Genomic DNA, 17533 nt, shown 5'->3' on the forward strand with positions numbered 1-17533 from the left:
GCGCCTCCATCACGGCGGCAGAGACGATGTTTTCCGACGCGATCAGCTCGATCTCGTCGCGCTGACGGCCCAGCTCGGACGTGATCGAGCCAAAAAGCTCAGGATCACGGTCCGACAAAGACTGGGTGAAAAAACCTGTGTCACGGAGATTGGCGTTCATGATAGCTCCAAATGTCTGGGGTATTGCTTGCGGATTTCCTATCGGAAACCCTGCAGAGGCAACAGCTTTAAAGCGACGAATTGCACGGCGTGGGCGTCAACTCTGGCCTATTGGGGAAAGGTATGTTTGTTTCGGAACCAAATGTGCAGCACCGGAAACCGGAAAAAATGAAAAAGAGAATCGCTTTTCTCGCAAGCGAGGCTGAAGTCGCGCAATCAGCCCGCGAGGTCCTGGTCGCCAAATACGGAAATGCCGCGCCACGCGATGCGGATGTGGTGGTGGCGCTGGGCGGCGATGGGTTCATGCTGCGTACGCTCAAGAACATGCAGCACCTTGATGCGCCGGTATACGGGATGAACCGCGGGACCATCGGGTTCCTGATGAACACCTATTCTGATACCGATCTCTTGGAACGTCTCGATGACGCCGAGGTGGAGGTCATCAACCCTCTGGCCATGCGCGCGATGGATCAATCCGGTAAAATGCATGAGGCGCTGGCAATTAACGAGGTCTCTTTGTTGCGTGCAGGTCCGCAAGCGGCGCGTCTTAAGATCAGCGTCGATGGTCGAGAAAGGATGGGAGAGCTGGTCTGTGACGGCGCGCTTCTGTCTACGCCTGCGGGATCGACAGCGTATAACTACTCGGCCCATGGTCCGATTTTGCCGATCGGGGCGGATGTGCTGGCCCTCACCGCGATTGCTGCATTTCGACCCCGTCGGTGGCGCGGAGCCTTGCTGCCCAAAACCGCGAAAGTTCGTCTAGATGTTCTGGATGCAGACAAGCGCCCGGTGATGGCCGATGCCGATTCTATTTCCTTTCCTGACATTGATTGGGTCGAAATCTGCTCGGAATCCGAAATCACCCATCGTATTCTGTTCGATCCCGGACATGGCCTTGAAGAACGTCTGATTTCCGAACAATTCACTTAGAATTTCGTCAGTTTTGGAAATTAATTTAGCCTTGTGTGAACAAGTTCACATGCGGGTGAGCGTAGGACAGATATTGTGATCTTGCCTGGAGAACACGCTTAGGTGGGAGTGAGTGGCCACCAAACAGCGTTTTCGACATACTTGCGCATTTTTTGCGCTGGCGAGGGTGGGTGGTGCCACGCTCGTTATCTGAAATCCAGGCATATTTAAGCAAGCGGACCCCGGGCACAAAAACCCGGGGTCGATTTTTTTGGGATCAGCCGGAGGGTGACATTTGTTCCCAAAGAGGCTTGCACATCTGCCCGACTCGCGCCTCGATCGCCGCCGCCGCATCAACCGCCAGATCTTCACGCCAACGACGCGCTGCGATCTGTACATTTATGGGCTGCAGGCCTTTGGGCAATTCTGCCAGTCTTGCCGGAACGCAGGCCGCGGGCAGGCCAAGGAAGTTCATCGCATAGGAATAGACCGCGCAGCCCAGAACCTCATGCACGCCTTCGGCCCCTTCGGTGTCTCGGTCCGGCTTGAAAAAGGGTTGAGGCAGGAACGGTGATAGGACCAGAGGGTAATCTTCAAGGAAGAGGGACCATTCACGGGCATAGTGGCTGCGTTTGGCGAGCATGCGCAGCAGCTCAGTCTCGACGATGGGCGGGAATTCCTGAAAATAGACCTCGAAGATATCCTGGATGGTTTGGGAACCGGCCGCTTGGATATCGGATTTCAGGAGGGTCAGAACCTCGCCCATCAAGGTGCGGTACCCGATGCGACCACATTCGAAGACATCAGGGGGATCGACCTCGTCGACCTGATAGCCCGCATCGACCAGCGCGTCGCGCGCAGTGTCCAACGCCTTTTCGACCTCTGGGTGCAGAGCGTATCCGAATGTGTTCTTGGTAAAGGCCACTTTGATCGGGGTGTCCAAAGCCTCACACCGCCACGGCAGGGGTACATGAAACGGGTCTCGAGGGTCTGGGGCGATCAGGCTGGGCATCGACAGGGACAGGTCGGCTACGGACCGGGTGATCAGGCCCTGAACGGACATGGATTGGGCGAGTATTCCGCGCTCGGTCGTTTGGCTGGGGTTCCAGGCGGGGACGCGACCAAGGCCGGGTTTGACTGTCACCGCCCCGTTGGCGGCAGCCGGAAACCTGAGGCTTCCGCCAATGTCATTGCCATGCGCCAACGCGCCGATCCCGGCCATGACGGCCGCCCCGGCACCGCCCGATGACCCTCCGGCCGAGATATGTCGACCCCAGGGATTGTGCGTGCGCCCATAAAGCGGATTGTCGGTGTCGGCGCGGAAGGAAAACTCGGGCGTGTTGGTGCGACCGATCACGATAGCCCCGGCATTCTGAAGGTTTGACACAACCGGCGCGTCATTAGGGGCGATGACATCCTTCAGCGCCACGACCCCGTTTGTCGTCGCGTGGCCCTTTTGGTCGACATTTATCTTGATGGTCACCGGCACCCCATGCAGCGGCCCGGTCGGTGCCCCGGCCGCCCGCTCTTGATCCAAGGCGCGCGCGCGTTTCAAGGCCTGCTGGCTCAGATCCTCGACCACAGCATTCAGATCGGGATTGACGGCATTCATGCGACAGATGGAGGAGGCAACGGCGTCTTCAGCGCTTACATCGCCGTTGCGGGTCAGGGTGGTCAGCTCAGTGGCGCTGAGTTTCCAGATTTTGCTTTGAGTCATGGGCCCTCACTGTCTTAGCAAGACAGTAAGGGGCCTGTTTCAGGTTGCAAGAGGGCGCGCGCTACTGAGCGTAACCAATCGTCTGTAACGCGTCCTTGATCTCGTCCAGGATGGCGGGATCGTCGATGGTCGCGGGCATCTTGTACTCTTTGCCATCGGCAATCGACACCATGGTGCCCCGCAGGATCTTGCCCGAGCGGGTCTTGGGCAGGCGGTCCACCACCACGGCCAGCTTAAAGGCAGCCACCGGGCCGATTTTGTCGCGTACCATCTTGACGACTTCGTTCGAAACCTCGGCATGGTCGCGGTCGGCACCGGTATTCAGGCACAGGAAACCCACCGGCATCTGGCCTTTCAACTGGTCCGACACACCGATCACCGCGCACTCGGCTACGTCGGGGTGGGCGGCCAGGACCTCTTCCATCCCACCGGTTGACAGGCGGTGGCCCGCGACGTTGATCACGTCATCGGTGCGCGCCATGATATAAAGGTAACCGTCCTCGTCGATCATGCCCGCATCGCCGGTCTCATAGTAGCCGGGGAAGTGGTTCAGGTACGAGCTTTTGAACCGCTCTTCGGCGTTCCACAGCGTCGGCAAAGTGCCCGGAGGCAGCGGCAGCCTAACCGCAATTGCACCCAGCTCGCCCGGTTTCATCGGATGGCCACCTTCGTCGAGGATCTGCACGTCGTAGCCCGGCATCGGCTTGGCCGGTGACCCCAGCTTGATGGGCAGTTCCTCGATCCCCAGAGGGTTGCCTGCAATGGCCCAACCGGTCTCGGTCTGCCACCAGTGGTCGATGATCGGAACGTTCAGCGCATCCTGCGCCCAGGTGATCGTATCGGGGTCGGCGCGTTCACCTGCGAGATACATGGCGCGCAGACCGGACAGGTCGTATTTCCCAATCAGCTCACCCTTGGGGTCTTCACGCTTGACGGCGCGGATCGCGGTGGGGGCGGTGAAGAAACTGCGCACGTTATGTTCGGAGATCACCCGCCAAAAGGTGCTTGCGTCGGGGGTGCCGACGGGTTTGCCCTCGAACACGATGGTAGTGTTGCCGTGGATCAGCGGGGCGTAGCAGATGTAGGAGTGCCCAACGACCCAACCCACATCCGAGGCGGCCCAGAACACATCGCCCGGATCGACATTGTAGATATTCTTCATCGACCAGTTCAGCGCCACCAGATGCCCGGCGGTCGGACGCACAACGCCTTTGGGCGCTCCCGTGGTGCCCGAGGTGTAAAGGATATAGGCCGGATCATTGCCCGCGACCGGCACGCATTCGGCAGGTTCGACGCCGTATTGGAAGCCATGCCAGTTGAAGTCGCGGCCTTCGATCAGCTGTGCCACTTCCTGTTCGCGCTGGAAGATGACGCAGAACTCGGGCTTGTGGCTGGCCAGGTCGATGGCACCGTCCAGCAGAGGTTTGTAGTGAACCACGCGGCCCGGCTCCAACCCGCAGGAGGCGGCTATGATGGCTTTGGGCTTGGCATCGTCAATCCGCACAGCCAGTTCGTTGCTGGCAAAGCCGCCGAACACCACCGAATGCACCGCGCCTAGACGGGCGCAGGCCAGCATCGCTTCGAGCGCTTCGGGGATCATCGGCATGTAGATGATGACGCGGTCGCCTTTTTCAACGCCCTTGGCGCGCAGCGCACCGGCCAGTGTTGCCACTCGGTTCCGCAACTCGACATACGAGATTTCGCGCTTGGTATGGGTGATTGGGCTGTCATATATGATGGCGGTCTGTTCGCCGCGCCCATTTTCCACGTGGCGGTCGACGGCGTTCCAACAGGTATTGACCTGCGCATCGCTGAACCATTCATACAGAGGGGCGTTGTCGGCAAAAAGGGCTTTGCTGGGGGCCGAGACCCAATCAATGCCTTTGGCGGCATCCATCCAGAACGCCTCGGGGTCGTTTTTCCAGCTATCGTAAACGTTTTGATATGCCATCAGGCCCTCCTCCCAAAATCACTGAAATTGTTGTTAGGCAGCGATAGGGCAGTGGGCAAGCGGCGCGAGTGACGGCGCGTCAGTTTATCGCAAAATATTTGCAGGATGGCCGAAAACAGCCTGCAAATTTTTGCAAACCTCAAGATTTTATGGAATTTAGCAGGTTCAAAATAGGATTTTGCAAACCTGCAAATTTATTGGTGCAAAGGGTATTGGTTGAGTCGGACAGCCGGACACCCACAGGATATCTGGCGTTGATCTAGCCGCTCTAGCCGTAGTGGGTTACGGGCGTGCCGGCGATTGCTGCCATGTTCAGCAAGCCTCTGGAGGTGATCGAAGGGGTCACGATATGTGCCTTGTTGCCCATGCCCATCAGGATCGGACCAACTTCGATTCCGTCGGCTTTCATCTTCAGAACGTTGCGCACGCCACTTGCGGCATCCGCATGCGCGAAGATCAGGACATTCGCGGCACCCTCAAGGCGTGAGGCGGGGAAAATACGCTCGCGAAGTTCGGGGTTGAGGGCCGTGTCCAGGTTCATCTCGCCTTCATAGGTGAAGTCGCGCGGTTCGCTGTCCAGAATGGCAATTGCCTCACGCAGTCGCTTGCCTGAGCCTTCGGCCTGGTTGCCAAATTGCGACTGAGAGCAGAATGCAATCTTGGGCTCAAGCCCGAAACGCCGCACGTGGCGGGCTGCGCCCAGGGTAATCTCGGCCAGTTCCGCCGGATTAGGCAACTGCCGTACATGAGTGTCGGCGATGAATAGAGGGCCGTCCTCGAGAATCATCAGCGACAAAGCCCCATGTGGGCGCAGGTCAGGCGTGCCCAGAACCTGTTCGACGTAATTCAAATGCCAGCGGTACTCACCGAACGTGCCACAGATCATGCTGTCGGCTTCGCCGCGGTGAACCATGATTGCGCCAATCGCGGTGGAATTTGTGCGCATGATCGCCTTGGCCAGATCGGGTGTGACGCCGCGGCGCTGCATGATCTGGTGGTATGAGTTCCAGTAGTCGTAGTAGCGCGGATCGTTTTCCGGGTTCACGATCTGCAGATCCTTGCCAGGACGGACGACCAGACCCAGACGCTCACAACGGGCCTCGATCACGTCGGGGCGGCCAATCAGGATCGGAGTTTCGGTTGTTTCCTCAAGGATGGCCTGCGCGGCGCGCAATACGCGCTCATCCTCGCCCTCGGCGAAGACGATCCGGCGGCTTGAGGCTGCGGCGGCCTCGAACACGGGGCGCATAAGAAGGGCAGATTTGAAGACGGTCTGGTTCAGCTTTTCCTTGTAGGCCTCAAGGTCGTCGATTGGACGTTTGGCAACGCCGCTCTCCATTGCGGCCTTGGCGACCGCCGAAGATACGATCCCCACAAGGCGTGGATCGAAGGGTTTAGGGATCAGGTAGTCCGGGCCAAACGTCAGTTGCTCACCCTTGTAGGCAGCGGCGGCCTCGGCGCTTGTGGTGGCGCGGGCCAATTCGGCAATGCCTTCGACGCAGGCAATCTGCATCTCGTCATTGATCTCGGTTGCGCCGACATCCAATGCGCCGCGGAAGATGAATGGAAAACATAGCACGTTGTTGACTTGATTGGGAAAATCGCTGCGTCCAGTCGCGATGATCGCATCAGGCGCGACTTCACGCGCGGCTTCGGGCAGGATTTCGGGCGTCGGGTTGGCCAGAGCGAAGATGATCGGGCGGTTGGCCATTTTCTCGACCATCTCGGGCGTCAGAACATTCGGGCCGCTTAGGCCAAGGAACAGATCTGCGCCGCCAATCACGTCGTCGAGTGTTCGAAGGTCGGATTTCTGGGCGAACTGATCCTTGTGCGGATTCATATCCTCGGCACGACCCTCATAGACCAACCCGTGAACGTCGCACAGCCAGATATTCTCTCGCTTGACGCCAAGTTTGACAAGCATGTTGAGGCAGGCGATCCCGGCCGCTCCACCACCGGTCGAAACGATTTTTATGTCCTCGAACTTCTTGCCGGCGACGTGCAGAGCATTGCGGGCGGCGGCTCCGACAACAATGGCGGTTCCGTGCTGGTCGTCGTGAAAAACGGGGATGTTCATGCGCTCGCGACAAAGCTTTTCGACAATGAAGCAATCGGGGGCTTTAATGTCCTCAAGGTTGATTGCACCGAAGGTCGGCTCCAGCGCGCAGACGACATCGGCCAGTTTTTCGGGGTCGGGCTGGTCGACCTCGATGTCGAAGCAGTCGATCCCGGCGAATTTCTTGAACAGGACGGCCTTACCCTCCATCACCGGTTTCGAGGCGAGGGCACCGATATTGCCCAGACCCAGAACAGCGGTCCCGTTCGATACCACGGCCACAAGATTGCCGCGCGCCGTATAGTGTTCCGCGTTCGAGGGGTCGGCCTTGATCTCAAGACTGGCCTCGGCCACGCCAGGCGAATAGGCGCGGGCCAGATCCCGGCCGTTTGCCATCGGCTTTGTAGCCTTGATTTCAAGCTTTCCGGGCTTGGGATGGGCGTGATAGTCAAGCGCGGCCTGCCGCAAGCTGGGTGTGTCAGACATCGGCGGTAAAGCTCCCTGCAAAATTTGATTTAGCCTTAAACTATTTTTTTCGACTTGGCTATGCCGCGTCTGAAGCTTGGCAAAACCCGACCGTTTCCTTGATTAATTGTCGCAAAATTTTTACAAACCGCAAACTCCTGCGAATTGCTCTGAGATTCCCAAAATGCCCAACGACCTCAAAATGACATCTTCCGAGGTGTTCACGCCATCCCGTTTCCGCTTTGGGGTGGACCGGTTCTGGTTCTGGGTTGCGCTCGGCGTTGCGGCTTTGATCCTCGGGTGTATTGCCTTGTTCCCGTTGCAGGCTGAGGTGTTCAACCAGGAAGGCGGATTGATCGAGACGATCTCGGCGGCTGGCTTGTTTACAGCTGGGGTAGTGGCCTTGGTCAAATATCGAGGGCTATCACGGCTTTATATCGGCGTGGGGTGCCTGCTTCTGGCGGAGCGTGAGCTTGAGGCGGATATTTATGCGGAAGGCTCTGTGCCATTCGCGGTGCTGAGCGGCTTGGACGGGCTGCTGGACATGACAATGGTGCGTGCCGCCTTAGCGATCGTCGTGCTGGGGGGCGTGCTGTGGCATGGCATTCCCAATGCGTGGCGGGCGATCAGGGTTCAGGCGCCCTTCCTGGCGATCTTCGTGTTGGCCGGGCTGGCTGCAGTTGTGGCGCAGGGACTCGAAGAAATCTCGGGCCTGTATGAGGCCACGATGTCCTCGGTTATGAAGACGCGGCTATTTGTTCTGGAAGAAACGCTCGAGATGTATTTTTCGATTGGCATTCTGGCGTCGGTTCTGATCGGATGGCCGAAAGAACCGACTGACGAGAGCTTGCATGACCCAGACAGCGCACGCGGCGAACACCCGCGCTGAAATCCGTTTGCCGACGCAGGAGCTGCGCGACGATATTCCATTCTACACCAAGGTGTTGGGGATGCAGATGGATATGATCTATCCTGCTGACGATCCTCGAACTGCCGTGTTTTCCGGCCATGGCCTAAGGGTGCGGATCGAGAAGGACGCGCCCGAAACCCCCGGCACCTTGCGCATTCTGACCGAAAACCCTGAGGCGTTTGCCAACGGCGACCGGGTTCTGGTCGCTCCGAACGGCACACGTATCGAAATCGAGGACCTCGACCCCCCGCTAGTGATGCCCGAAACGGTGCATTCCTTTGTCGTGCGCAGGCTCAAGGATCAGGCGCCGTGGATCATCGGGCGGGCCGGGATGCATTATCGCGATCTGGTGCCGGATCGTTTGGGCGGGTCGATCATTGCCAGCCATATCCGCATTCCCGATGGTGGCCCCGTGCCGGATATGGTGCATTTCCATAAGGTCGGGTTCCAGCTGATCTTCTGTATCCATGGCTGGGTCGATGTCGTTTACGAAGATCAGGGCGACAAATTGCGTCTGACCGCCGGGGATTGCTTTATCCAACCGCCGGAAATCCGCCACCGCGTGCTTGAGGCCTCGGACAATGTGCAGGTGATCGAGATCGGCGTGCCAGCCGAACATGTCACCGAAATAGATCACGAGATGGAACTGCCGACGCCGCATCTGCGCCCCGACCGGGAATGGCAGGGGCAACGCTTTGTTTACAACCAGGCGAAAGATGCGGATTGGGTGCCGTTCCGACTGCCGGGTTATATCTGCCGCGACACCACAATTGCTGAGAACACTAAGGGCGTTGCCGGTGTTCAGGTCGTCCGGCGCGGGCAGGGCGAGCCGGTCTGGGCCAGCCACGACACTGACATCCATTTCACCTTCGTCATGAACGGAGAAGTCACTCTGGAGGGCGAAGGCCGTGACCCCTATCAACTGGAGCAGGGGGATGCCTTTGTGATACCACCGGGGATGCGCACACGCTTGTCGCAGCCCTCTGACGATGTTGAACTGCTCGAGGTGACGTTGCCGGGGGTGTTCAAGACGGTTCTGGAATAAATGCGCGGTGGGGCTTCTATTCGCCCCTCGTTTTCCGGTAGGGTCTGAATTTCTGACCAACTGATCAAAAATGGGGAATCGCCATGTCGCTTAAAGATGCCGCCTTGAAGGTCCGCGAAAACGCCCACGCACCTTATTCGAAATTCAAGGTAGGCGCGGCGATCCTCTCGGGATCGGGTACGCTCTATGTTGGATGCAACGTGGAGAACGTGGCCTATCCCGAAGGCACCTGTGCCGAGGCGGGCGCAATTGCCGCCATGGTCGCTTCGGGCGAGACCGAGCTGGCTGAGGTCTATGTCGTTGCTCAAAGCCCGCAACCAGTGCCGCCTTGTGGTGGCTGCCGTCAGAAACTGGCCGAGTTTGGCGCGCGGGATGTAAAGGTCACCTTGGCGACAACCGACGGCGCCGAGTTGGAAACCACGATCGGACAGCTTTTGCCCGGCGCATTTGACGCCTCGCATATGCAGGATAGCTGATCGCATGGATGCCCGTTCGATCATCGTTAAACTGCGCCGAAGCGAAGTGCCCACCGGGCCGGAGCTTGCGTGGTTTGCCCAAGGTCTGGCCGATGGCAGCGTCAGTGACGCGCAGGCTGGCGCCTTTGCTATGGCCGTCTGCATGGGCGGGCTGGGCGCGCAGGGTCGTGCTGACCTGACCGTTGCAATGCGAGACAGTGGTGACGTGTTGCGCTGGGACCTGGATGGCCCGGTGATCGACAAACACTCCACAGGCGGTGTTGGCGATTGCGTCAGCCTGATTTTGGCTCCGGCTCTGGCCGAATGTGGGGCCTATGTGCCCATGATCTCGGGCCGTGGCTTGGGCCATACGGGCGGTACGCTGGACAAGCTTGAGGCGATTCCGGGCGTCACCACTCAGATCGGGCAAGAGCGTCTGGCGCAGGTATTGCGCGACACCGGGGCTGCGATTGTCGGCGCGACGGGGCAGATCGCGCCTGCGGACAAGCGTCTTTATGCGGTGCGGGATGTGACGGCGACGGTGGAAAGCCTCGATCTGATCACGGCCTCGATCCTGTCCAAGAAACTGGCGGCGAGTCCTGATGCACTTGTGCTGGATGTCAAAACCGGCAGTGGCGCGTTCATGAAGACCATTCAAGACGCGCACGAGCTAGCTCAGGCGCTGACCGCAACTGCTAACGCTGCCGGCTGCCGAACCTCGGCCGTTATTACCGATATGAACCAACCACTCGCCTCGGCGCTGGGCAACGCGTTGGAGGTGGCCGAGGTCATGAAGGTTCTGACCGAAGGGGGGGCGTCTCCTCTGGCCGAAATCTCTGCCGAGTTGGGTGGGGTGTTGCTGGCGGATGCGGGTATATCTGAAACGATGGATCAGGGCCGCGCCAAAATTGCGGAGATTATCCGGGATGGCCGCGCCGCAGAACGGTTTGGTCGGATGATGGCCGCCGTTGGAGGCCCAGTGCAATTTGTTGATACGTGGTCAAGATTCCTGCCCGAAGCCAGCGTGATCACCGAGGTGGCAGCCTCGCGTGACGGATACGTCACGGCCATTGACGGCGAAGCTTTGGGGCTGGCCGTGGTGGCGCTTGGCGGAGGGCGTCAAGTGGAAAGCGATGTGATCGACCCGGCGGTGGGTTTGTCAAACATGGTACGGCTAGGCGAGCGGATCACCAAAGGCGCGCCATTGGCCGCTGTTCACGCGGCGCGTGAGGACGCGGCGGCTCAGGCGACCCAGAGCGTATTGGCGGCGTTAACGATCGGAGATACTCCGGTTGCCGTGCCCGATCTGGTGCATGAGAGGATCACTGCATGAGCCGCGCCTTTCTCGTCGTGATGGATTCGGTCGGTATCGGCGGAGCACCTGATGCAGGCGCGTTCTTCAACGGGGAGGTGCCTGACACCGGGGCCAACACCCTGGCCCACATCGCGCAAGCCTGTGCCGAGGGGCGGGCTGAGGACGGGCGCAGCGGCCCGCTTGCGCTGCCTCATCTCGATGCGCTGGGATTGGGTGCTGCGACGCGTTTGGCTTCGGGCGACACAACGCCGGGGTTGGCGGCTCAACCGACTGGCCTGTGGGGATGCGCGCGCGAACTGTCGCCGGGCAAGGATACGCCTTCGGGCCACTGGGAACTGGCGGGGCTGCCGGTGCCGTGGGACTGGCACTATTTTCCCGACACACAGCCCGCATTTCCTCCCGATCTGAGTCAAGCAGCAGCGCAAGCTGCGGGGACCGAGGGTATTCTGGGCAATTGCCACGCATCTGGAACAGCCATCATTGCCGAACTTGGGGCCGAGCATATGCGCACCGGCTGGCCGATCTGCTACACGTCCGCTGACAGCGTGTTTCAGATCGCCGCGCATGAGGGAAGCTTTGGCCTCGATCACCTGCTTGCGATGTGCCGAACGCTCGCGCCGCGTCTGCATGAGATGAAGGTGGGCCGTGTCATCGCGCGGCCCTTCGTCGGCTCGTCTGATGCGGGGTTCACGCGCACAACGAACCGCAAGGACTTTGCCATCTTGCCGCCCGCGCCCGTGCTGACGAACTGGGTTCAGGACGCAGGCCGCCGGGTGCACGCCGTTGGCAAGATCGGAGACATCTTTTCGATGCAGGGCATCGACACGCTGCGCAAAGGCTCCGATGCCGAATTGATGGGGCATCTGTCCGACCTGGTGGATGAGGCCGAGGATGGCAGCCTGACCTTTGCCAATTTCGTCGAGTTCGACAGCCTCTACGGTCATCGTCGCGATATAAGCGGCTATGCTTGTGCACTGGAGTGGTTTGACCGGGAAATCGGAGCCATCCTACCCAAGTTGCGTCCGGATGACATGTTGGTATTGACCGCGGATCACGGCAATGACCCCAGTTGGATCGGCACCGACCACACCCGTGAACAGGTGCCGGTCTTGGTGGCCGGGAAAGGGTCAGGCCAGCTCGGTCAAATCCATTTCGCCGATGTCGCCGCCAGCGTTGCCCATCACCTGAGTGTACCGGCGCAAGGGCCGGGAAAGAGCTTTCTATGAGTGTCGCAGACCTTCCGAAAATCGAATTGCACCTGCACCATGAGGGCGCTGCGCCGCCCGCATTCATCCGGCAATTGGCGCATGAAAAACGCATCGATCTGAGCGGCATCTTCAAGCCCGATGGCAGCTATGACTTCCGCGACTTCGCCCATTTCCTCAGCGTCTATGAGGCCGCGTGTGAAGTTCTGAAATCGCCCGAGGATTTCCGCCGTCTGACCTTGGCGATCCTTGAGGAAAGTGCTGCCAATGGGGTGGTGTATTCCGAGACCTTCCTCAGCCCCGATTTCTGCGGAGGTGGTGATCTTCACGCGTGGCGCGACTATCTGAACGCCATTCAGGATGCCGCCGATGAAGCCGAGCGCAAGTTCGACATCACTCTGCGCGGCGTGGTCACCTGTGTCCGCCATTTCGGCCCGGACCAGGCCAAGATCAGCGCCCGGTGCGCCGCTGAAACCGCAGGCGATTGGATCACCGGTTTCGGTATGGGGGGCAATGAATCCATCGGCACTCAGGGCGATTTCAAATGGGCTTTCGATTGCGCCCGCGAGGCCGGTTTGCGCCTTACCTCTCACGCAGGTGAGTTCGGCGGCCCTGAGAGCGTGCGCGACGCGGTGCGCGAGTTGTCTGTTGAACGTCTCGGCCACGGCGTGCGCGCCATTGAAGACCCCGATATGGTGCATGAACTGATCGACCGGGATGTCACGCTTGAGGTCTGCCCAGGATCAAACGTGGTTCTGGGTCTCTACCCGGATTTCGCTGCGCATCCGATTGCGCGGTTGCGCGACGCCGGGGCGAAAGTCACCGTTTCCACGGATGACCCGCCATTTTTCCATACCACTATGCGGCGTGAATATGAGATGTTGCAGGCAGCCTTTGATTGGGATGCCGAAGACTTCGAAGCCCTGAATGAAACGGCCCTGAACGCCGCCTTTTGCGATGAAGACACCCGTGCGCGGGTCAAGAAAAGACTGGAGAACACATGAGCGAACACCTGACCGTCGTTGACCACCCGCTGGTGCAGCACAAACTGACGCTCATGCGGGACAAAGGGACCTCGACCGCCGAATTCCGTCAGCTGCTGCGGGAAATCACGCTGTTGCTGGCTTATGAGGTGACCCGCGAGCTTAAGCTGACCACCCGCCATATCGAAACCCCGATGGAGGAGATGGACGCGCCCATTCTGGCTGGCAAAAAACTGGCCTTGGTCTCGATCCTGCGCGCCGGGAACGGGATGTTGGACGGGGTGCTGGAACTGATCCCTTCGGCCCGCGTGGGGTTTGTGGGGCTTTACCGCGACGAAGAAACGCTGAAACCCGTTCAGTATTACTTCAAAGCGCCAGAGGGCCTGAAAGACCGGTTGGTCATCGCCGTAGACCCGATGCTGGCCACCGGCAACAGCTCGGCCGCAGCGATTGATCTGCTGAAAGAGGCGGGCGCGACCGAGATCCTGTTCCTCTGCCTGCTGGCGGCACCAGAAGGGGTTGCCCGCATGAAAGAGGCCCATCCAGACGTGCATATCGTTACCGCCGCGCTGGATCGTGAACTGAACTCGAAAGGCTATATCATGCCCGGTCTCGGCGATGCCGGAGACCGTATGTTCGGCACCAAGTAAGCACGATCACGATCACTCGCTGCAGATGTTTTGAAGCTGGACCCAATCGCGGTCAGGCAACACCTGTTCCAGCGTGCGTCCGGCCATTGGGTCGGCCTCGATCAGGCCAAGAACCGTTTCCCCTGTCACATCCCGCGCATAGGCATATGGGGTCGAGGGCAGGGCGGCCTGTGCAAAACCTGCCAGTAGCGCCTCATCTGTCAGAGATGGACGGGGTTCCGACAGGACTTGCTCGGTATAGCTGTCGACGATCTCGGGCGTCAGGCCTCCGGTCGTCAGCAGGCGAAAGGCCGAGGAGGCGCCGGTTCGGTCCAGAACATCATCCAACGGGTCTTGAGCCTCGATACGGGCGCGCTCGGCGATGACATAGCCGGCGGCCACGGCGGGATCTTCATGATCCTCGACCAACGCCCGGTTCAACAAGACCGTCCCGCCCGGCAGGCTGAGGCTGTCCTGCACCCCGGCGGGCAGGATGATGATCTGCCGCACGCCCGTACGCTTGGCCAGCCGGTCCAAAGAGGCCTGCGCATCGCGTGAGGCACAGGCCCGCCCCGAAACCCGCTCGATTCGTTTCAGAATCTCGTCGCCGATGTCCTGCCGTTTGACCTCGGGCACGACCGAGACCACGTGGTTTTGCAGTGCCCCGGGCAACCAAAGCAGTAACACCGCCAAAACAGCGGCGACGACGCCTGCAACGCTGAACCAGCGCAACCGACCGGGATGCGGGCGCGACCGGTCGATGGCGCGTTGCAACCGGTCGATAGCCTCGAGCATCGTCTTTTCGCTTTCGGCCAGTTCCAGCGTTTCGTCCGGGTCGCCGTCAGGGTTGAAAATCGCAGGGAAACTGCCCGGATTCTGCCGCTCCAACGCGGCCAGAGACCAGTGCGTCAGCGCCTGGTCATTGAAATCCGAGATCGTCAGGGTCGCCTCACCAATCGAGACCACAACCTCGCGCCGCTGTTCATCGGGCGAGGAGCGCCACAGACCGGTGGCTTCGATCCGCTGGTACTGTTTCAGGGCCGTCATCTGGATTGGGCTGCTCGTGTTTTTCTTTTGCCAAAGCATAGCATGTCGAAATCACGGGGCGCAAACCTGTTGCGCAGGCTTTCAGAAATATGCTGGATGGCACAAGCGCTGTTGCGCGCATCTAACCCGAGGCAGGACATGCAGCCAGGCAAAGAAACGCTCCCCTTTTTGGCCTCGGTGCTGATGGTCTCGGCGATGGCCATTCTTGGCGTGATCGACAACGTGGTGATCCTGCTGGCCGAAACCATCGGGCTGTGGCAGTTCCATCTTAGCCGTGCTGTTTTGATGTTGCCTCTGATCATCGGACTGTCCCTTTTGGGTTTGGGAAGTCTGCGGCCAATACGGCTGCGGTTTGTCCTGCTGCGCAGCGTTTTGATCGCGACGGGCATGCTGTTCTATTTCGCCTCGCTGGCGTTGATGCCGATTGCGCAGGCCCTGGCGGGCTTGTTCACTTCGCCGATGTTCGTGCTGTTGATTTCTGCATTGGGTCTAAGACAGGTCATCGGACCATGGCGCATCGGCGCGGTCCTGCTGGGGTTTGTGGGCATCCTGTGCGTGTTGCAACCCAACCCGACTGAGTTCGACGTCAGGACCTTTTTGCCGGTTGTCGGCGGGTTCTTCTACGCGCTCAGCGTAATTGTCACGCGGACCTATTGCTCGGATGAAAGCACAGTCGCCCTTCTGGCCAACAACATGCTTGTTCTGGGCGTTGCCGGAGCCATCGGCTTGATCGTTTTCACGGCCTTTCCCGCATCCGGACCCGACGGTCCCGAAGGCTTTGTGACCCGTGGTCTGGTCCTCGATATGCGAGCGGCCTTGCCATGGGTCGCAATACAGGCCGTCGGATCGACCGTGGCCGTCTTCATGATGATCAAGGCTTATCAGGTCGGAGAGCCCTCATTCGTTGCCGTGTTCGAATATTCGATCATGATCTTCGGTCCTCTGTTCGCCTGGGTCGCTCTTGGACAGACGATCGGAGTGATGCAGATCTTTGGCATCGGCCTGATCGCAACAGCCGGGGCAGTTCTGGGCTGGAGAGCCAGGCGCGCGGCCCCCGAGCAGGAGGTCGCATGATCATCTCTCGCGGCCGCCGCTATGTGTTTGTGCACATGCCTAAGACGGGGGGAACTTCACTGGCCTTGGCGCTGGAGCAGCGGGCCATGAAGGATGACATCCTGTTAGGAGACACGCCCAAGGCCCTGAAACGGCGGCGCCGCGCCAAGGAACTGACCGCGCGGGGGAGGCTGCACAAGCACGCGACGCTTGCGGATTTAGACGGGGTGTTGCCGGATGGTGTGCTTGAGGAGATGTTTGCTTTCACGCTGGTCCGCAACCCGTGGGATCGCATGGTCAGCTATTACCACTGGCTGCGATCTCAGAGCTTTGCGCATGAGGCAGTCACCCTGTCGCAGCAATTGGCGTTCGAGCCTTTTGTCGTGCACCCGACCATCCGCCGCTCGTTTCAGGACCATCCGGCACGGCGCTACATGACGCGTGCAGATGGTGTTGAACAGTGCCAGCTGTTCATACGGTTGGAACAGTTCGAACAGGACGCTCAAGCTCTGTTTCGCCATCTGGGGTTTGAGGTGGAATTACCCCATATCAACCCCTCGGACCGGCAAGCAGACTATCGGGCATACTATTCCGACAGGTCCGCACAATCCGTGGCAGAAGCCTGCGCAGAAGACATCGAGAGATTCGGCTACGCTTTTGACGTAACGTCCGGCTCATAGTTTCCGATTGGTTGATAAACCCATTCTTGAGAGGCCGTCTGTTGCAGGAAACCCCTCGTTTTAACCCAAATCGGGCGTAAATACGGCCAAACTAAGACGGAAAACCGCTGCGTCTGCTATTTCTTGAGATATGAGTATTTGTGCCAAAAGGGGGTTCGGCACGTGTTGGAAGTAGTGAGTTTTTCGGGTGTTTCCGAGTATCATGACGATGCGGATCTGCCAGTAGCGCTGGACGCAGTGTCATCGCGCAGAGGAGGGTTCCTGCACGGAACCAAAATCGCGACCACCAGTGGATGGAAGCTGATCGAACGTATCGCCGCCGGAGATCTGGTTCGAACGCTGGATCACGGTTTCAAGGAGGTCCGCAGGGTCTCGACCAGTTGGGTCAATATCCCGGCAGGTGAAAGGCGATCTGCATATCTGCCCATCTTTGTGCCTGCGCGGGCGGCTTACAATGGGCGGGCGGTTTGGTTGATGCCGGAACAGGGTGTCGCGCTGGATCGCGGCAAACTGGACCTGACGGATCAAGGTGTAACGGTGGTGCCTGCGCGGATTCTGGACGGAGCCTGTCGGTTGTCCTCGCAGTCGCCGGGATCGTCGTTCGAGGTCACAACCCTGTTCTTCGATCAGGACGAGGTGATCTATATCGAGGGTGGCTTGCAAGCCTATTGCCCTTCTGGGCGCTTCAGCCGCACGTCTGGTCAGGCAAAAGAGTATGCGGTGGCTGACGAAGACGCTGCGACTGCGTTGGTCGGTTCGCTTGCTGCAAGTGGTGAGATTTCCGCACTTGCAAACCCTTTGGGCGCTTTGCCTGCTCCGATCCCGACGGATCCGATTTTCCCGATCCGCCCCGCGGCGGGTATTCGTAGGCCCGGACGCCCGGGTCGACCAAGTGCGCCGGTTCTGTTTCTCCGGCCTGAATGGCAAACCGCTCCGGCTGTTCAGTAAGGAAGA

15 protein-coding genes and 1 pseudogene are annotated in these 17533 nt (G+C 59.6%); 11 read left to right on the top strand and 5 right to left on the bottom strand.

Annotation, left to right across the window (positions count from 1 at the left end):
- A pseudogene (gene glyA, locus ACXAH8_RS00005) lies at nucleotides 1-160 on the bottom strand (serine hydroxymethyltransferase); the annotation flags it as partial.
- 122 nt (nucleotides 161-282) lie between these two features.
- Between glyA and ACXAH8_RS00010 the strand changes: the two are divergent.
- Complete coding sequence (locus tag ACXAH8_RS00010) at nucleotides 283-1089, top strand: NAD kinase (RefSeq protein WP_475215113.1); 807 nt, start codon at nucleotides 283-285, stop codon at nucleotides 1087-1089.
- 256 nt (nucleotides 1090-1345) lie between these two features.
- Here ACXAH8_RS00010 and ACXAH8_RS00015 read toward each other — a convergent pair whose 3' ends face one another.
- From ACXAH8_RS00015 to ACXAH8_RS00025, 3 genes are all read right to left on the bottom strand, one after another.
- The gene (locus ACXAH8_RS00015; RefSeq protein WP_475215115.1) at nucleotides 1346-2785 is read right to left on the bottom strand and encodes an amidase family protein; all 1440 of its coding nucleotides are present in this window, start codon (nucleotides 2783-2785) and stop codon (nucleotides 1346-1348) included.
- A 61-nt stretch (nucleotides 2786-2846) separates the two neighbouring features.
- Nucleotides 2847-4736, bottom strand: coding sequence for a propionate-CoA ligase PrpE (gene prpE / locus ACXAH8_RS00020; protein WP_475215117.1), 1890 nt, complete (start codon nucleotides 4734-4736; stop codon nucleotides 2847-2849).
- A 268-nt stretch (nucleotides 4737-5004) separates the two neighbouring features.
- Entirely contained in the window at nucleotides 5005-7278 is a 2274-nt protein-coding gene (locus tag ACXAH8_RS00025) for an NADP-dependent malic enzyme (RefSeq protein WP_475215119.1), read from the bottom strand.
- A 181-nt stretch (nucleotides 7279-7459) separates the two neighbouring features.
- Here ACXAH8_RS00025 and ACXAH8_RS00030 point away from each other — a divergent pair, with 181 nt between their 5' ends.
- The 7 genes from ACXAH8_RS00030 to upp all read left to right on the top strand — a co-directional run bounded on the left by ACXAH8_RS00030 (nucleotide 7460) and on the right by upp (nucleotide 13820).
- Nucleotides 7460-8146: a hypothetical protein gene (locus ACXAH8_RS00030; protein ID WP_475215120.1), complete on the top strand. Its 687-nt coding sequence runs from the start codon at nucleotides 7460-7462 to the stop codon at nucleotides 8144-8146.
- Entirely contained in the window at nucleotides 8109-9212 is a 1104-nt protein-coding gene (locus ACXAH8_RS00035; protein ID WP_475215122.1) for a cupin domain-containing protein, read from the top strand. Before ACXAH8_RS00030 ends, ACXAH8_RS00035 begins: the two co-directional genes overlap by 38 nt.
- An 83-nt stretch (nucleotides 9213-9295) precedes the next feature.
- Complete coding sequence (locus tag ACXAH8_RS00040; RefSeq protein WP_475215124.1) at nucleotides 9296-9688, top strand: cytidine deaminase; 393 nt, start codon at nucleotides 9296-9298, stop codon at nucleotides 9686-9688.
- A 4-nt stretch (nucleotides 9689-9692) separates the two neighbouring features.
- Nucleotides 9693-11000: a thymidine phosphorylase gene (locus tag ACXAH8_RS00045; protein ID WP_475215125.1), complete on the top strand. Its 1308-nt coding sequence runs from the start codon at nucleotides 9693-9695 to the stop codon at nucleotides 10998-11000.
- On the top strand, nucleotides 10997-12208 hold the full coding sequence (locus ACXAH8_RS00050) for a phosphopentomutase (protein ID WP_475215127.1): 1212 nt from the start codon (nucleotides 10997-10999) through the stop codon (nucleotides 12206-12208). Before ACXAH8_RS00045 ends, ACXAH8_RS00050 begins: the two co-directional genes overlap by 4 nt.
- Complete coding sequence (locus tag ACXAH8_RS00055; protein ID WP_170676674.1) at nucleotides 12205-13191, top strand: adenosine deaminase; 987 nt, start codon at nucleotides 12205-12207, stop codon at nucleotides 13189-13191. The genes ACXAH8_RS00050 and ACXAH8_RS00055 overlap by 4 nt, the downstream gene beginning before the upstream one ends.
- On the top strand, nucleotides 13188-13820 hold the full coding sequence (upp, locus tag ACXAH8_RS00060) for a uracil phosphoribosyltransferase (RefSeq protein ID WP_170374268.1): 633 nt from the start codon (nucleotides 13188-13190) through the stop codon (nucleotides 13818-13820). Before ACXAH8_RS00055 ends, upp begins: the two co-directional genes overlap by 4 nt.
- Nucleotides 13821-13832: 12 nt before the next feature.
- Here the strand turns inward: upp and ACXAH8_RS00065 are convergent, their stop codons facing one another.
- Nucleotides 13833-14846, bottom strand: coding sequence for a hypothetical protein (locus tag ACXAH8_RS00065; RefSeq protein ID WP_475215129.1), 1014 nt, complete (start codon nucleotides 14844-14846; stop codon nucleotides 13833-13835).
- Nucleotides 14847-14984: 138 nt separating this feature from the next.
- Between ACXAH8_RS00065 and ACXAH8_RS00070 the strand changes: the two genes are divergently transcribed.
- From ACXAH8_RS00070 to ACXAH8_RS00080, 3 genes are all read left to right on the top strand, one after another.
- Nucleotides 14985-15920 (top strand): DMT family transporter, encoded by a 936-nt coding sequence (locus ACXAH8_RS00070; RefSeq protein WP_475215130.1) that lies wholly within the window; start codon nucleotides 14985-14987, stop codon nucleotides 15918-15920.
- Nucleotides 15917-16579, top strand: a complete 663-nt coding sequence (locus ACXAH8_RS00075; RefSeq protein WP_475215132.1) for a sulfotransferase family 2 domain-containing protein — start codon at nucleotides 15917-15919, stop codon at nucleotides 16577-16579. Before ACXAH8_RS00070 ends, ACXAH8_RS00075 begins: the two co-directional genes overlap by 4 nt.
- Before the next feature lie 162 nt (nucleotides 16580-16741).
- Nucleotides 16742-17527 (top strand): Hint domain-containing protein, encoded by a 786-nt coding sequence (locus ACXAH8_RS00080; RefSeq protein ID WP_475215134.1) that lies wholly within the window; start codon nucleotides 16742-16744, stop codon nucleotides 17525-17527.
- Nucleotides 17528-17533 lie beyond the last annotated feature (6 nt).

This window comes from Ruegeria sp. ABV3_008 (genome assembly GCF_056161185.1).

Coding starts and splice junctions, on each gene's coding strand:
- ACXAH8_RS00075 (WP_475215132.1), top strand. CDS start 15,917: ATGATCATCTCTCGCGGCCGCCGCTATGTGTTTGTGCACATGCCTAAG.
- ACXAH8_RS00040 (WP_475215124.1), top strand. CDS start 9,296: ATGTCGCTTAAAGATGCCGCCTTGAAGGTCCGCGAAAACGCCCACGCA.
- ACXAH8_RS00065 (WP_475215129.1), bottom strand. CDS start 14,846: ATGACGGCCCTGAAACAGTACCAGCGGATCGAAGCCACCGGTCTGTGG.
- ACXAH8_RS00045 (WP_475215125.1), top strand. CDS start 9,693: ATGGATGCCCGTTCGATCATCGTTAAACTGCGCCGAAGCGAAGTGCCC.
- ACXAH8_RS00055 (WP_170676674.1), top strand. CDS start 12,205: ATGAGTGTCGCAGACCTTCCGAAAATCGAATTGCACCTGCACCATGAG.
- ACXAH8_RS00010 (WP_475215113.1), top strand. CDS start 283: ATGTTTGTTTCGGAACCAAATGTGCAGCACCGGAAACCGGAAAAAATG.
- ACXAH8_RS00025 (WP_475215119.1), bottom strand. CDS start 7,278: ATGTCTGACACACCCAGCTTGCGGCAGGCCGCGCTTGACTATCACGCC.
- prpE (WP_475215117.1), bottom strand. CDS start 4,736: ATGGCATATCAAAACGTTTACGATAGCTGGAAAAACGACCCCGAGGCG.
- ACXAH8_RS00050 (WP_475215127.1), top strand. CDS start 10,997: ATGAGCCGCGCCTTTCTCGTCGTGATGGATTCGGTCGGTATCGGCGGA.
- ACXAH8_RS00015 (WP_475215115.1), bottom strand. CDS start 2,785: ATGACTCAAAGCAAAATCTGGAAACTCAGCGCCACTGAGCTGACCACC.
- ACXAH8_RS00035 (WP_475215122.1), top strand. CDS start 8,109: ATGACCCAGACAGCGCACGCGGCGAACACCCGCGCTGAAATCCGTTTG.
- upp (WP_170374268.1), top strand. CDS start 13,188: ATGAGCGAACACCTGACCGTCGTTGACCACCCGCTGGTGCAGCACAAA.
- ACXAH8_RS00070 (WP_475215130.1), top strand. CDS start 14,985: ATGCAGCCAGGCAAAGAAACGCTCCCCTTTTTGGCCTCGGTGCTGATG.
- ACXAH8_RS00030 (WP_475215120.1), top strand. CDS start 7,460: ATGACATCTTCCGAGGTGTTCACGCCATCCCGTTTCCGCTTTGGGGTG.